The sequence below is a fragment of the Pseudoxanthomonas sp. CF385 genome, from assembly GCF_900104255.1.
In the GTDB taxonomy this organism is placed as follows: Bacteria; Pseudomonadota; Gammaproteobacteria; order Xanthomonadales; family Xanthomonadaceae; genus Pseudoxanthomonas_A.
The window spans coordinates 1884369-1898206 of the sequence record NZ_FNKZ01000001.1; the positions used below are offsets into that span (position 1 = coordinate 1884369).

Annotated in this window: 11 protein-coding genes; 8 read left to right on the forward strand and 3 right to left on the reverse strand. The window is 63.4% G+C overall.

Annotation, left to right across the window (positions count from 1 at the left end):
- Positions 1-11 precede the first annotated feature (11 nt).
- Positions 12-1184 (reverse strand): isovaleryl-CoA dehydrogenase, encoded by a 1173-nt coding sequence (locus tag BLT45_RS08770; RefSeq protein WP_093297515.1) that lies wholly within the window; start codon positions 1182-1184, stop codon positions 12-14.
- Positions 1185-1239: 55 nt separating this feature from the next.
- A complete protein-coding gene (locus BLT45_RS08775) occupies positions 1240-2340 on the reverse strand; it encodes a Glu/Leu/Phe/Val dehydrogenase dimerization domain-containing protein (RefSeq protein WP_093297518.1) in 1101 nt (366 codons plus the stop codon).
- A 220-nt stretch (positions 2341-2560) separates the two neighbouring features.
- Between BLT45_RS08775 and BLT45_RS08780 the strand changes: the two genes are divergently transcribed.
- The 5 genes from BLT45_RS08780 to BLT45_RS08800 all read left to right on the forward strand — a co-directional run bounded on the left by BLT45_RS08780 (position 2561) and on the right by BLT45_RS08800 (position 8497).
- Positions 2561-3181 carry a TetR/AcrR family transcriptional regulator gene (locus BLT45_RS08780; RefSeq protein WP_093297521.1) on the forward strand — a complete coding sequence of 207 codons (621 nt, stop codon included), beginning with the start codon at positions 2561-2563 and terminating at the stop codon, positions 3179-3181.
- Positions 3182-3201: 20 nt separating this feature from the next.
- On the forward strand, positions 3202-4131 hold the full coding sequence (locus BLT45_RS08785) for an alpha/beta hydrolase (protein ID WP_093297524.1): 930 nt from the start codon (positions 3202-3204) through the stop codon (positions 4129-4131).
- A 121-nt stretch (positions 4132-4252) separates the two neighbouring features.
- Complete coding sequence (locus BLT45_RS08790; RefSeq protein WP_093297527.1) at positions 4253-7795, forward strand: methylmalonyl-CoA mutase family protein; 3543 nt, start codon at positions 4253-4255, stop codon at positions 7793-7795.
- A 106-nt stretch (positions 7796-7901) separates the two neighbouring features.
- Entirely contained in the window at positions 7902-8183 is a 282-nt protein-coding gene (locus BLT45_RS08795) for a type II toxin-antitoxin system RelE/ParE family toxin (protein ID WP_093297530.1), read from the forward strand.
- Between the two features lie 23 nt (positions 8184-8206).
- Positions 8207-8497: a HigA family addiction module antitoxin gene (locus BLT45_RS08800; RefSeq protein WP_093297534.1), complete on the forward strand. Its 291-nt coding sequence runs from the start codon at positions 8207-8209 to the stop codon at positions 8495-8497.
- Between the two features lie 319 nt (positions 8498-8816).
- Here BLT45_RS08800 and BLT45_RS08805 read toward each other — a convergent pair whose 3' ends face one another.
- The gene (locus tag BLT45_RS08805; protein ID WP_139187966.1) at positions 8817-9692 is read right to left on the reverse strand and encodes a type II toxin-antitoxin system RelE/ParE family toxin; all 876 of its coding nucleotides are present in this window, start codon (positions 9690-9692) and stop codon (positions 8817-8819) included.
- Between the two features lie 222 nt (positions 9693-9914).
- Between BLT45_RS08805 and BLT45_RS08810 the strand changes: the two genes are divergently transcribed.
- Genes BLT45_RS08810 through BLT45_RS08815 form a run of 3 tightly spaced genes read left to right on the forward strand, consistent with a single transcriptional unit; the run spans position 9915 to position 12986 of the window.
- Positions 9915-11453, forward strand: a complete 1539-nt coding sequence (locus BLT45_RS08810) for a nucleotidyltransferase (protein WP_093297539.1) — start codon at positions 9915-9917, stop codon at positions 11451-11453.
- A 29-nt stretch (positions 11454-11482) separates the two neighbouring features.
- Complete coding sequence (locus tag BLT45_RS18115) at positions 11483-12085, forward strand: SLATT domain-containing protein (RefSeq protein WP_139187967.1); 603 nt, start codon at positions 11483-11485, stop codon at positions 12083-12085.
- 25 nt (positions 12086-12110) lie between these two features.
- Complete coding sequence (locus BLT45_RS08815; protein WP_093297542.1) at positions 12111-12986, forward strand: SMODS domain-containing nucleotidyltransferase; 876 nt, start codon at positions 12111-12113, stop codon at positions 12984-12986.
- The last annotated feature ends 852 nt before the right edge of the window (positions 12987-13838 follow it).

A 13838-nucleotide genomic window follows, 5' to 3' on the forward strand; every position in this document is an offset into this window, starting at 1 on the left:
CGACGGGTGGCTCAACCGCGACCGTCGAACAATTCCCGTCCGATCAGCATGCGGCGGATCTCGTTGGTGCCCGCGCCGATGGCGTACAGCTTGGCATCGCGCAGCAGGCGGCCAGCCGGGTACTCGTTGATGTAGCCATTGCCGCCCAGCGACTGGATGGCTTCCAGCGTCACCTGCACGGCCGCTTCCGAGGCATGCAGCAGGCAGCCGGCCGCGGCGGCGCGCGAGCCCTGGCCTTCGTCGAAACCGCGCGCCACCTGGTAGGCGAAGGCGCGGCTGGATTGCAGCGCGGTGTACATGTCGGCCAGCTTGCCCTGCATCAGGCCGAAGGTGCCGATGGCGGCGTCGAACTGCTTGCGCTCGCGCACGTAGGGCAGGGTGATGTCCAAGGCGGCCTGCATCAGGCCGATCGGCCCGCCGCTGAGCACCAGGCGCTCGGTGTTGAGGCCGCTCATCAGCACGCGCACGCCCTGGTTCACCTCGCCCAGCACGTTCTCGGCCGGGATCTCGCAGTTCTCGAACACCAGTTCGCAGGTGTTGCTGCCGCGCATGCCCAGCTTGTCCAGCTTCTGCGCGGTGGAGAAGCCCTTCATGCCGCGCTCGACGATGAAGGCGGTCATGCACTTGCTGCCCGCGTCCTTGCCGGCGGTACGCATGTAGACCAGCAGCACGTCGGCTTCCGGGCCGTTGGTGATCCACATCTTGTTGCCGTTGGCGACCCACACGCCGTCGCGCAGCTCGGCGCGGCAGCTCATCGAGCCGACCACGTCGGAACCGGCACCCGGCTCGCTCATCGCCAGCGCGCCCTTCCACTCGCCACTGGACAGCTTCGGCAAGTACGTCGCGCGTTGCGCGGCGTTGCCGTTGAGGTAGAGGTTGGACACGCACAGGTTCGAGTGCGCGCCGTAGCTCAGGCCCACCGAGCCCGATGCGCGCGAGATCTCCTCCATCGCGACCAGATGGGCCAGGTAACCCATGCCGCTGCCGCCGAACTCGGGATCCACGGTGATGCCGAGCAGGCCCAGCTCGCCCAGCTTGGGCCACAGGTCCTGCGGGAACGCATTGTCGTGGTCGATCTGCGCCGCACGCGGCGCGATCTCGGTCTGCGCGAACCGCTGCACGGCCTCGCGCAACGCATCCAACTCTTCGCCCAGCGGAAACCCGCTGACGGTATCCGGTCGCATTCGGTCCTCCCTCCTCCGCGGCCCAACTTCCAGGTTTTCGGTAACGCCTTCGGTCTCAGTGCTCGCCGCGCAGGTGGCCCATGAAGCGCGGCGCGGTGCGGCCCAGCGGCAGTTTCAGCTTGCCGATCGCCTTCATGCGGGCCTCGGCGATGCGGTCGGCCGCGTACTGCGGCGCGATGCCTTCCTTCTCGGCCAGGTCGAAGATCTTGCCGACCGTGTGGTAGATCGTCCGCATCATGCGCATCGCGCGTTCGCGGTTGTAGCCGTCGATCTCCAGCGACACGTTCATCACGCCGCCGGCGTTCACCGCATAGTCCGGCGCGTACAGGATGCCGCGCTTGGCCGCTTCCACGCCGGTGACGTGCGACATCTGGTTGTTCGCCGTGCCGCAGATCACCTTCGCCTTCAGGCGGGGCAGGGTCTGTTCGTTGATGGCGTACTCCAGCGCGCAGGGGCTGAACACGTCCACCGGCAGGTCGTAGATCTCGTCCGGCTTCACCGCTTCGGCGCCGTATTCCTCCACCGCGTGCTCGACGAGCGCCGGGTTGAGGTCGGTGACGAACAGCTTGGCGCCGCGCTCCTTCAGCAGCTTCACGAACTCCATGCCGATGTGGCCCAGGCCCTGCACGGCGTAGCTGTACTTGCCGATTTCCTCATTGCCGAACTTGCGGTTCAGCGTGGCCATCAGGCCCTGCAGCGCACCGTAGGCGGTGAACGGGGCCGGGTCGCCGGAGCCGCCGTGCACCTGGTGCACGCCCACCACGTACTCGGTCTCGCGGTAGACGTTCTCCATGTCGTTGACGTCGGTGCCGACGTCCTCGGCGGTGATGTAGCGGCCGCCCAGCGAGTCGACGTACCGGCCGAACGAGCGGAACAGCACCTCGGTCTTGTCCTGGCTGCTGTCGCCGATGATCACCGCCTTGCCGCCGCCGACGTTCAGGCCGGCCAGCGCGTTCTTGTAGGTCATGGTGCGGCTCAGGCGCAGCGCATCGGTCAGCGCCAGCGCGCTGTCGGCGTAGGGGCGCATGCGCACACCGCCCAGCGCGGGGCCGAGCACGGTGCTGTGGATGGCGATGATGGCCTTCAGCCCGGCGTCCGGGTTGTGGCAGAAGACGACCTGTTCGTGGCCGGAGGTGTCGAGCGTTTCGAAGATCATGGGTGGGCTCCGGTGCGCGGGCGGGGACCGGCGCGGGCTTGCCTTCAGCGTGGCTAACGGGTTGTCAGAAAAGAAAAAAGCGACGTTTCCGGTGTGGGCCGTGGTCGTCGCTGGGGGCCAGTTTAATCCAATCGCCCGCTATTGAGATGACAAGGGGGCGCCCGCCGGGGTGACCTCCGGCCTATTGTGGGAATCGAACGACCGTGCTATTTCTGCCCTCATGAGTCCCCAGGCCGCCACGCACAAAGGCAATGCCACCCGCGAGATGATCGTGGCGCGGGCGTACGACATCGCCGCCCGCCACGGGCTGGAAGGCCTGTCGATCGGCGAACTGGCCACGGCCGCCGGCATGTCCAAGAGCGGCGTGTTCGCCCACTTCGGCTCCCGCGAAGATCTGCAGCTGACCGTGCTGGAATGGACCGCGGATCGCTACGCCCGTGCGGTGATCGGCCCGGCCATCGGCCTGCCGCGTGGCCTGCCGCGGTTGCGGGCCATCATGGACAACTGGTTCCAGTGGGTCTGCGACAACCCCGATGGCTGCATCATCCTGGCCGCCGCCCACGAGTACGACGCCCGCCCGGGCCTGCTGCGCGACCGCATCGTCGATTGGCTGCTGCAGCTGCGCCAGCAATTGGTGAAGGCGATCGGCATGTGCATCGACACCGGCGAACTCTCGCCGAAGACCGACCCCGTCCTGCTCGCCTTCGAACTGTTCGCCGTCGCCCAGGGCCTGCACGACGCCCGACTCTACGACGCGAAGCACGCGCCGCTGCTCGCCCGCCGTTCCCTGGATCGCCTGCTGGCGTCCTACGGCGCCCCCGCTGTCTCCACCCCCGCCTGACACCCCCGAGGTCCACCACCATGGCCGCTGTCACTGTCCGTCAAAATAGCACGACCGTTCGCAAACCCCTGGCGCTGTCGCTGCTGAGCGCACGCTTTGCCGTCGGCAGCTGGCTCGCGCCGCGCAGCACGCTGGCCCGCGCCTTCCAGCTGTTCTGCACGCCCATGCCCGGCGCCCGGACGCGCGCGCGCCAGAGCGAGACCGCCGGTGCGCGCATCGGCGAACTCGCCTTCGGTCGCGAACGCCTGGCCATCTATACCTGGGGCGATCCCGCGCGCCAGCCGACCGTCCTGCTCGCGCACGGCTGGTCGAGCTTCGGCCTGCGTTTCCTGCCGTGGGTGGAACCGCTGCGCCGCGCCGGCTATGCGGTGGTCACGTTCGACCAGCCCGCGCATGGCCGCAGCAGCGGACGCCGCGCCACCTTGCCGATGTTCGCCGAGGCGATCGCCCGCGTGGCCGAACACACCGGGCCGCTGGCCGCCGTCGTCGGCCATTCGCTCGGCGGCGCCGCCACCGCCATCGCGATGGCGCGCGGCCTCGAAGCCGAACGCGTGATCCTGCTGGCGCCCGCCGCGGATCCGTTCGATGCCGCGCGCCGGTTCGGCGGCATGGTCGGGCTGGCGCAGTTCCTCAGCCGTCGCCTGTTCGACGAATACCAAGAACTCACCGCCCACGACGTGCGCGCGCTGCATGCGCATGCGACCGCGCCGCAGATCGGCCGCCCGGGCCTGGTCGTGCACGACCTGGAAGACACCGACGTGCCGTGGTGCGAAGGCGAGCGGTATGCGCGCTACTGGCCGCAGGCCACGCTGCTCAGCACCACCGGCCTGGGCCATCATCGCGTGACCATCGCGCCGGAAACGCTCGACGCCGCCCTGCGCTTCCTGCGCGGCGACAGCGTCGGCCAGCGCGTGGTCTCCACGCGCGACCTGCCGTTCGGCCTGTGCTGAAAAGCATGACCGCACGCCACCGTAGGGTGCGTGTGCGGTGTGCACTGGTGTGCAATTGGTGAGGTGCTGACGCGCGAACCGCTACAATCCCGGGTCTGTCAGTACCGTGAGTGACGTACGCGTGAGCACACCCGCCAGCCAGTTTCCCGCAGCCCAGGCCGATGCCACGCCGCTGCGCTTCGTGACCGCCGCCAGCCTGTTCGACGGACACGATGCCGCCATCAACATCATGCGCCGCCTGATCCAGGGCGAGGGCGCGGAAGTCATCCACCTGGGCCACAACCGCAGCGTCGAGGACGTGGTCCGCGCCGCGCTGCAGGAAGACGCCGACGGCATCGCGCTGTCCAGCTACCAGGGCGGCCATGTCGAGTACTTCAAGTACATGGTCGACATGCTGAAGGACCGCGGCGCCGGCCATGTGCGCGTGTTCGGCGGCGGCGGCGGCACCATCACGCCGGAAGAGATCGCCGAGCTGCAGGCCTACGGCGTGGAGCGCATCTACCACCCCAACGACGGCATGAAGATGGGCCTGGTGGAAATGATCCAGGACGTCGTGAAGCGCGCCGGCGACGCGCGCGCGGAAACCGCCGCCGCGCGCGACACCGCGCCCGCGCAGCCCAGGCTCACCGACGAAGCCGGCATCGGTCGCGTGCTCAGCGCCATCGAGGATGGCCGCTATACCGAGGCCGAGCTGGAGAAGTTGCGTGCGCAGTGGGCCAAGGGTCCGCATGCGCCGTTCCCCGCGCGGCCGACGCCGGTGGTCGGCATCACCGGTACCGGCGGCGCCGGCAAGTCGTCGGTCACCGACGAACTGATGAACCGCTTCCTGTCGTGCTTCCCGCAGATGCACATCGCGGTGATCTCGGTCGATCCCACCCGCCGCCGTACCGGGGGCGCGCTGCTGGGCGACCGCATCCGCATGAACGCGCTGCGCAGCGACCGCATCTACATGCGCTCGATGGCCACCCGCCGCCAGCACGTGGCCACCAATGCCGTGCTGAAGGACTGCATCGCCTTCCTGAAATCGCTGGGCTTCGACCTGGTGATCGTCGAGACCGCCGGTATCGGCCAGAGCGATTCGGAGATCGTCGACCTGGTCGACTTCCCGATGTACGTGATGACCAGCGACTACGGCGCGGCCAGCCAGCTGGAGAAGATCGACATGATCGACTTCGCCGAGCTGATCGTGTTGAACAAGTACGACAAGCGCGGCGCCGAAGATGCACTGCGCGACGTGCGCAAGCAGTGGAAGCGCAACCGCGTGGCGTTCCAGACCGCGGACGCCGACGTGCCGGTGTATCCCACCATCGCCAGCCAGTTCAACGACCCCGGCGTCAGCTGGATGTTCGCCAACCTGTGCCGCCTACTGCGCGAGAAGCTGCAGCTGCCGGCGGAGAAGTGGACGCCCGCGCTCGATACCGAGCTGAAGGAACCGCGCGCCACCGTGCTGATCCCCGGCAGCCGCGTGCGCTATCTGGCCGAGATCGCCGAACAGGGTCGCGGCATCAACCGCCGCATCGAGACCGAAGCCGAGACCGCCAGCCGCGCCCAGCATTACTGGCATGCGCTGAAGGACCTCGATGATGCCGCGCTGCCGACGGCGCTGGCCCTGTATCCGGCCGATGCGCTGGTGGGCGAGGGCGACCGTTCGCTCCTCACCCTGCGCCAGCGCTACAACGACGCCATCCAGTCGCTGTCGTCCGAGGCGCTCAAGCTGCTGCGCGAGTGGCCCGCCCGCTTCAAGGCCGTCACCGATCCGGTCAACGAGTACCAGGTGCGCGGCAAGACGATCCGCATCGAGAACTACCGCGAATCGCTCAGCCACCAGCAGATCCCGAAGATCGCGCCGCCGCCCTACCAGGGCTGGGGCGAACTGCTGACCTTCCTGCAGAAAGAGAATCTGCCGGGCAGCTATCCGTACACCGGTGGCGTGTATCCGTACCGCCGCACCGGCGAGGATCCGATCCGCATGTTCGCCGGCGAAGGCACGCCCGAGCGCACCAACCGCCGCTTCCACTACCTGTCCGTCGGCCAGCCGGCCGCGCGCCTGTCCACCGCCTTCGACAGCGTCACGCTGTACGGCGAAGACCCGGCGCCGCGCCCGGACATCTACGGCAAGATCGGCAACTCCGGCGTCAACATCCCCACGCTGGACGACATGAAGAAGCTGTACTCCGGCTTCGATCTGTGCGCGCCCACCACCTCGGTGTCGATGACGATCAACGGCCCGGCGCCGATGATCCTGGCGATGTTCATGAACACCGCCATCGACCAGCAGGTGGAGAAGTACCTGCAGGCCGACGACGCGCGCTGGGCCGAGGCGCAGCAGAAGATCGCGGCGTTCTTCGAAGGCCGCGCGCGGCCGCAGTACCACGGCGAGTTGCCGCCCACCAATACCGGCCTGGGCCTAGGGCTGCTGGGCATCACCGGCGATCAGCTGGTGGACGAAGGCACCTACGCGCGCATCAAGGCCGAGACGCTGGCCACCGTGCGCGGCACCGTGCAGGCCGACATCCTCAAGGAAGACCAGGCGCAGAACACCTGCATCTTCAGTACGGAGTTCGCCCTGCGCATGATGGGCGACATCCAGCAGTACTTCGTCGACAACGCGGTGCGCAACTTCTACTCGGTGAGCATCAGCGGGTACCACATCGCCGAAGCCGGGGCGAACCCGATCAGCCAGCTCGCCTTCACGCTGTCGAACGGCTTCACCATCGTGGAGTACTACCTGGCCCGCGGCATGAAGATCGACGACTTCGCGCCCAACCTGTCGTTCTTCTTCAGCAACGGCATGGACCCGGAGTACACCGTCATCGGCCGCGTCGCCCGCCGCATCTGGGCGCGCGCGATGCGCGAGCGCTACGGCGCCAACGAGCGCAGCCAGATGATGAAGTACCACATCCAGACCTCCGGCCGCTCGCTGCACGCGCAGGAGATCCAGTTCAACGACATCCGCACCACGCTGCAGGCGCTGTATGCGCTGTTCGACAATTGCAACAGCCTGCACACCAATGCCTATGACGAGGCGATCACCACGCCGACGGAAGAGAGCGTGCGCCGCGCGGTGGCCATCCAGATGATCATCAACAAGGAGCTGGGGCTGAACTTCAACGAGAACCCCTGGCAGGGAAGTTTCGTCGTCGACCAGCTGACGGACATCGTGGAAGAGGCGGTCTACAAGGAGTTCGAGGCCATCAGCGAGCGCGGCGGCGTGCTCGGCGCCATGGACACCATGTACCAGCGCGGCAAGATCCAGGAAGAGTCGCTGTACTACGAGCACAAGAAGCACGACGGCAGCCTGCCGCTGGTGGGCGTGAACACCTTCCTGCCGCGCGAGCACGGCGGCGAGATCGCCACCGAGATCGAGCTGATCCGGTCCACCGAAGAAGAGAAGGGCCAGCAGATCGCCAACGTCCGCGCCTGGCAGGCCTCGCGCAACGCGCTGGCGCCGGAAGGCGAGACCGACCATAGCCACGCCACGGCGTTGGAAGAACACGCCGACCCCGAGGTCCACGACGGCCACGGCCTGGCCTACCTGCAGCGCACCGCCCGCGAACGCCGCAACGTGTTCGCCGCGCTGGTTGAAGCGGTGAAGACCCACAGCCTGGGGCAGATCAGCCACGCGTTGTACGACGTGGGTGGCGAGTACCGGCGGAATATGTAAGCCAACGAACAGAAAACCCCGCTTCGGCGGGGTTTTCTTTGGGTGTGGGATGGGAGCGGGACTATGACGGGTTGCGTTACATGACGGGTAGCGTTATAGTCGGTGCGTGATCCGGGACTTCGCCGACAAGGAAGCCGAAAAAGTCTGGAACGGCACGTCCTCGCGGCGTCTGCCGGCCGACATGCAGGCCGTTGCCCGTCGCAAGCTGCGTATGCTCAACAACGCGGCCACGCTGGACGATCTGCGCATTCCGCCTGCGAATCGGCTGGAGGCGTTGAAGGGAGACCGCAAGGGCCAGCACAGCATCCGGATCAACGATCAATGGCGCGTCTGCTTCCGCTGGAAGGATGGCGACGCGCACGACGTGGAAATCGTCGATTACCACTGAACTGTCATGAGAGGAGTTCTTCCATGAAGACCCTGCCCAATATCCACCCCGGTGAAGTGCTGCTGGAAGAGTTCCTGTTGCCGATGGGCATCAGCCAGAACGCGCTGGCGCGTGCCGCGGATGTGCCGCCGCGCCGTATCAACGAGATTGTCCTCGGTAAGCGCGGCGTCACTGCCGACACGGCGGTCAGGCTGGCGGCAGCGCTGGGTACGAGCGAGCGTTTCTGGCTGGGCTTGCAGGCGGACTATGACCTGGAAGAGGCGCACCGCTCGCTGGGCGCTGCCGTGTCCAGGATCGAGCGCATCGCGGCATGAGTCGCGCTACGCACGCCGTCGCCTGAGTAATCAGGACGAAACCCCGCCTCGGCGGGGTTTTTTTTTGCGCATAACAACCGAAGCCTCCCTCTCCCTGCGCAGCGGGGAGAGGGTGCCGAAGGCGGGTGAGGGGCGAACGGAGTGGGGATGTTTCGGCGCCCGATGACGCACCGCGCCAGGCCCCTCATCCGCCCTCCGGGCACCCGCCCCGGCCGGGCGAAGCACGCCCGGCGTTCGGATGACCCGCGCGGCATGCCGCGCAAGCAGGTCATCCTCACCCCCGCTGCGCAGGGAGAAGGGAAAAGCGGTGGCGTTCCTCTTACCGGTACGCCCCCGGCCCCCGCCAGATCAGTTCGCCGCGGCGGTAGACGCGTTCGACGGTGACCACGTCGCGGGCGTCGCCGATGCCGGCCATGGCGGGGTCGTTGGGTTGCACCAGGCGGCAGCCGCCGGAGCCGCGGCGGGCGACGATCTCCAGGGGGCAGACCATGTATTCGCGACGGCCGGGCAGGGGGAAGGACAGTTCGGTCATGCCGCGGTCCTGCCATTGCTGCACGCGGATCTCGTTGCGCAGGTCGTAATAGATCTGGTGGCCGTCCACGTCCATGCTGGGGCTGGCGGCGTTGTCCTGGCCGCGGCCTTCGCTGCGGCCGGTGCCGGCGGTATAGCCGCGGTTCTCGGGGGCGGTGTCCTGGCTGAGCATGCCGGGCGGTTGGCCCCATTGGGCGGAGCGGCGCCAGGCGGGCTGGCTGGCCGGTGGGCGGGTCTGCGGGTTGGGCAGGGCCTGTTCGGAGGCGGTGGGCTGGGGCGCACTTTCTTCTTCCGCCACCGGGTTCTCGGCCTCGGTCACGCGGGTGGCGTCGACGGGCGAGGTGACGGGGGTGGTCACCAGGGGTTTGAGGGGTTTGGGGCGTTCGCGCGGGGCCTGGACGCCGGTCGGCGGCACGGGCGGGCGCTGGTCGTCGCGGTCGGTCTCGCCCAGGAAGTCCACCTTCACCCGCGCGCCGCCGCTGCTGCTGCCCTCGGGCGGCGTCAGTTCCAGCTGGGAGGAGTACAGCAGGGCCAGCACGAACAACACGTGCACCAACAGGCTGGCCAGGGCGCCGATCCGGCGCTCCCTCTGTTTTATGTAGAGGTCTTCCCTGTCCAGCGGGCCTAGCAACGCCGCGGGCGAGCGGCTTAGGGCGTCGCTCATGTGGGGGCGAGGGCGGGGGTGGGGGGGGTCATCAAGGAAAGCGGGAGCTAGGAGCCGCAATTATGGAGTGCTTCTAGTTGTGTAACGAGTATTACCTAACTCTGGCGAATGATTGAAAATTTTGATACTCGTCACAATAGTGAATCAGGAGTGGCAGATGTCTTGAGGGCCCGCCAGCTCTGCCGCCCGCCACCTATTGAGCTAATCTCAAGGACGAGTCTGATGAAACTTTCTCAAATTGCTCCGAACTCTGACGATTGGTTCGAAAAGCTGGGTGAAGCGATCAACCTCCCAGACTCCATGTATCAGGCGGCGGAGCGTAGCTACAAATCGGTGAGTAGCTGGCTGGAGCGCGATGACTCCTTCTTCAGCTCTGTCGATTTCCATGTCTATACACAGGGCTCCTTCCGTCTAGGGACCGCAATCGCGCCCCTTGATCCGGAGGAGGAATACGATCTGGATATCGTGTGTCAGTTCTCGTTGAGCAAGTTGGAGTACACGCAACGCGCAATTCATGAGGCTTTAGGCCGTGAGCTAAATGCCTACGCAGCTCGATACGGGATGGAGCAACCTTCAGCGTGGGATAGGTGCTGGACATTGAACTATGCGGAGAGTGCTCAGTTCCACATGGATGTCTTACCCTGCGTGCCGGACGCGGCTCGCCAGCGATATCTGCGAGAGAGTTTGGGTGTGGATACGGCTTTTGTAGAAAGCGCTGTATCTATCACTGATAGGACACACCAAAACTTTTCGCTCGTATCCGAGGAGTGGCCATCAAGCAATCCAAATGGTTATGCCAATTGGTTTCGTGAGCGAATGAAGCTCGCTTACGATAGGCGTCTAGAGAAAATCAAGCTAGTCGAAGCGAAAGTTGACGTCGACGAAATTCCAGAGTTCTCGATAAGAACTCCTCTTCAACTCGCGATTCAGATACTGAAGCGCCACAGAGACGTCTATTTCTCCACGCGCCATGGTGATCTGAAGCCCTCCTCGATCGTCATTACAACCCTTGCAGCACATTCGTACCAGCAGCAATCCACTGTTGCCACGGCGCTGGAAGGCCTTCTGCAAGGGATGGCTAACTTCGTAGAGCGAAAGGGCAAGACTTACTTCATTCCAAATCCATCCGATCCTCGAGAGAACTTTGCCGATGCATGGAATGTAGAAGGCGCAAAAGCGGAGTCATTCTATGCGTGGCTGGAAGTGGCGCGAGAAGATTTCTGGCGTGCAAGAGATCGCGTAAATCTTTCCGATTTCATGAAAGAGCTTGCGCCTAACCTAGGTGAGGCGCTGCTTGAGAATGCTTTCGCTGATGAGCCCAGAAGGAGGGCGGGAAGTCGGTGGAAGATTAGTCGCATCATGGCTGCGAAGCACAAGTGTCCCCCGGAGTGGCCGGTATCCGACAGGGGCAAAGTAAGCCTCGATGTGGAGGTTCACCGAGATGGCTTTCGGCCTTCGAGCATTCAGAGCGACGATAGTGAGGTCGCTAGATGGGCGCGCGTACACTTTCGAGCAAATACCGATGTTCCGGCACCATTCGAAGTTTTCTGGCAGGTAGTCAATACCGGTAGGGCAGCAACTGATGATGAGAATCTACGTGGAAACTTCGATCGCCAAGTCGAAGCTCATGGGCATCTGCGGCGCACCGAGACTGCCCAGTATCCAGGTAGTCATAGTATTGAATGCTTCATCGTAAAGAACGGATTCGTCGCTGCGAGATCCGGAATCTTCATAGTCAATGTAGCGTCCTCCAGCTTGTAGGTTGAGCGTCGTTCGTTCGGAGAAATGAAGTGAATCAAGATCAGCTTAGGAAAGAGATCGCCACGACGGGCTATGACGTCCTTTATGGAGCAAAGAAGCACTTTGCAACATACGACTTAGTTGAGAAAGCCCCTGGTTGGATCACCATAGCTACACTTGGAATTGGCATCTATGCGCTGTTCGTTCCAGCGCTTAATAATCGATATTTAGCCGCCGCGGTGCTGCTGGTAGGAGTTGCATCAATTTACTTCAACCAGTTTCAGTCGCAGAGTGACAAGTATGCTAAAGCTGGAGGCGAACTGATTGGAAAGTACGGTGCTTTGCGTGGACTCTATGGTCACGTTGTGAGTAGGGCTGCTGGTGAATCGGTGGACGACCTTGAAGGTGAGTACAAGAAGATTCTTGCTAGTTCGCAGACCGTCTACTTGCATCGGCATATTTTTCTTAGCGATTGGTATGCGCACTACAAGATATTCTGGCAGGCACAAATATCCTGGCTCGACGATGAGCTTAAATTCAAGTTCTGGCGGGACAAGATCCCGTTATCTCTAAGTGCTGCCGTTGTTGTTCTGTTCCTTGCGCTGATATGGGTTGGTTTCTGTACATCAATTGGATTTCCAAATTGTGGCTAATCATTACTTGGTGTAGGGGTCGCAGATGGGCGTGGGCGATGATTTCAGGACATTCTGCGGAAGTTTGGCGGTAACGCAGAGATCGGTCATCTCGGAGAGATATGAACTGATTACGAGGAGATTGAATCTCGACTTCTACAACACCGATTCGCGTGTGCAACATAGCGTTCAGGTTGGATCTTATGGTCGAGGCACTGCGACCGCTAAGACCAGTGATGTCGACATGATTTTTTGGCTTCCTCTCTCTCAGTACTACAGGTTTGATGCGTATTCGGGTAATGGTCAATCCGCTCTACTTCAGGCGGTGCGCGCTTCAGTGCGGGCGACGTATTCGAGCACTAGTGTCGGTGCGGATGGTCAAGTGGTCAGCGTGCCGTTTCATGACGGGATTAACTTTGAGGTGTTGCCTGCTTTCGAGAACTCCGATAGAAGCTTTACATATCCCGATGCAAACAACAGTGGTCGCTGGCGGGTCACTAGTCCGCGACCAGAGATCGAAGCGATGAATCTTATGGATTCCCTTTGCAACGGAAATCTGAAGAATCTCTGCAAGATGGCCAGAGCGTGGAAGCATGTCTGGAGTGTTCCGATGAGTGGCCTACTTATCGATACGCTTGCGTATCAGTTCATCAAAGACTACGAGTATCGTGAGAGGTCATTCTTGTACTATGACTTTATGAGTAGGGACTTCTTTGAGTTCTTGCGATCACATAGTCCTCTGCAGACTCGGTGGTTGGCTCCTGGATCGGGCCAGCATGTCTACCGCGAGGGGAACTTCGAGTACAAGGCTCTCCAGGTCAAAAATATCGCTGCCGCTGCATGCGCATATCAAGCCGATACCTACGGAGGAGTCGCCCGCGCTAAGTGGCGGCAGATATACGGAACCAAGTTTCCGGCGTAGCAGGAAGGTGCATGAAGCTTCTTCGTGAGGCTCAGCCAGTTGGCGCCCCGGATCGGCTAGGAGGCGGATCACGTAGTGCGCGCGCGTGTCAGCCTTGTTGCGGTTTGCGAGCCTAAGCATCCGTGGCGATCGCCTGCCACTCCGCCAACGATCTCTCTTCTCACACGAACCCCCTCGCGACACCCAAAAAGGGTCTCGCATGACCCTCCGAGGGTGTTTCTTCTCTCACTAAGGGTGTCGCGAGACCGAAAAAGGTCCGACGTTCCACCTAAAAGGGTCTTTCTTCTCTCACTAAGGTCCGACGTTCCACCTAAAACGGTGTCTCTTCTCTCATTGAGGGTGTCGCGACACCGAAAAACATCCAACGTTTCACCAGAAAGGTGCGCGCGTCAGTGGAAAAGGGTGGTTCTACTCACACATAGCTTGGCGCGTCAGGCGAAAAGCCTCGCTCGACACACACTAAGCCTCACGCGAGAGGCAAAAAGCCTGGCTCGACACACACTAAGCCTCACGCGAGAGGCGGAAAGCCTGGCTCAACACACACTAAGCCTGACGCGTCAGGCAAAAAGCCTGGCTCAACACACACTAAGCCTGGCGCGAGAGGCAAAAAGCCTGGCTCAACACACACCAAGCCTGGCGCGTGAGGCAAAAAGCCTGGATGGGATGTCGGGGCGGTGGTGGTCGCGGGCGTCGGTGACGCCGCGCTGAGCGGGGTTTGCAACCCGGCCTCCGGAACCGTGAGGCGCCGGGCCCCGGGTGCGGCCTGCGGCCTTACCCGGGCTACGCGAGGTGTCGCGTGCGCGGAAATCAAAGCGCCCCTCATCCGCCTTCGGCACCTTCTCCCCGTTGCAC

Excerpts from the sequence above, each read along its gene's own strand:
- BLT45_RS08770 (WP_093297515.1), bottom strand. The coding sequence starts at position 1,184 with ATGCGACCGGATACCGTCAGCGGGTTTCCGCTGGGCGAAGAGTTGGAT.
- BLT45_RS08780 (WP_093297521.1), top strand. The coding sequence starts at position 2,561 with ATGAGTCCCCAGGCCGCCACGCACAAAGGCAATGCCACCCGCGAGATG.
- BLT45_RS08800 (WP_093297534.1), top strand. The coding sequence starts at position 8,207 with ATGAAGACCCTGCCCAATATCCACCCCGGTGAAGTGCTGCTGGAAGAG.
- BLT45_RS08775 (WP_093297518.1), bottom strand. The coding sequence starts at position 2,340 with ATGATCTTCGAAACGCTCGACACCTCCGGCCACGAACAGGTCGTCTTC.
- BLT45_RS08815 (WP_093297542.1), top strand. The coding sequence starts at position 12,111 with ATGGGCGTGGGCGATGATTTCAGGACATTCTGCGGAAGTTTGGCGGTA.
- BLT45_RS08810 (WP_093297539.1), top strand. The coding sequence starts at position 9,915 with ATGAAACTTTCTCAAATTGCTCCGAACTCTGACGATTGGTTCGAAAAG.
- BLT45_RS08785 (WP_093297524.1), top strand. The coding sequence starts at position 3,202 with ATGGCCGCTGTCACTGTCCGTCAAAATAGCACGACCGTTCGCAAACCC.
- BLT45_RS08805 (WP_139187966.1), bottom strand. The coding sequence starts at position 9,692 with ATGAGCGACGCCCTAAGCCGCTCGCCCGCGGCGTTGCTAGGCCCGCTG.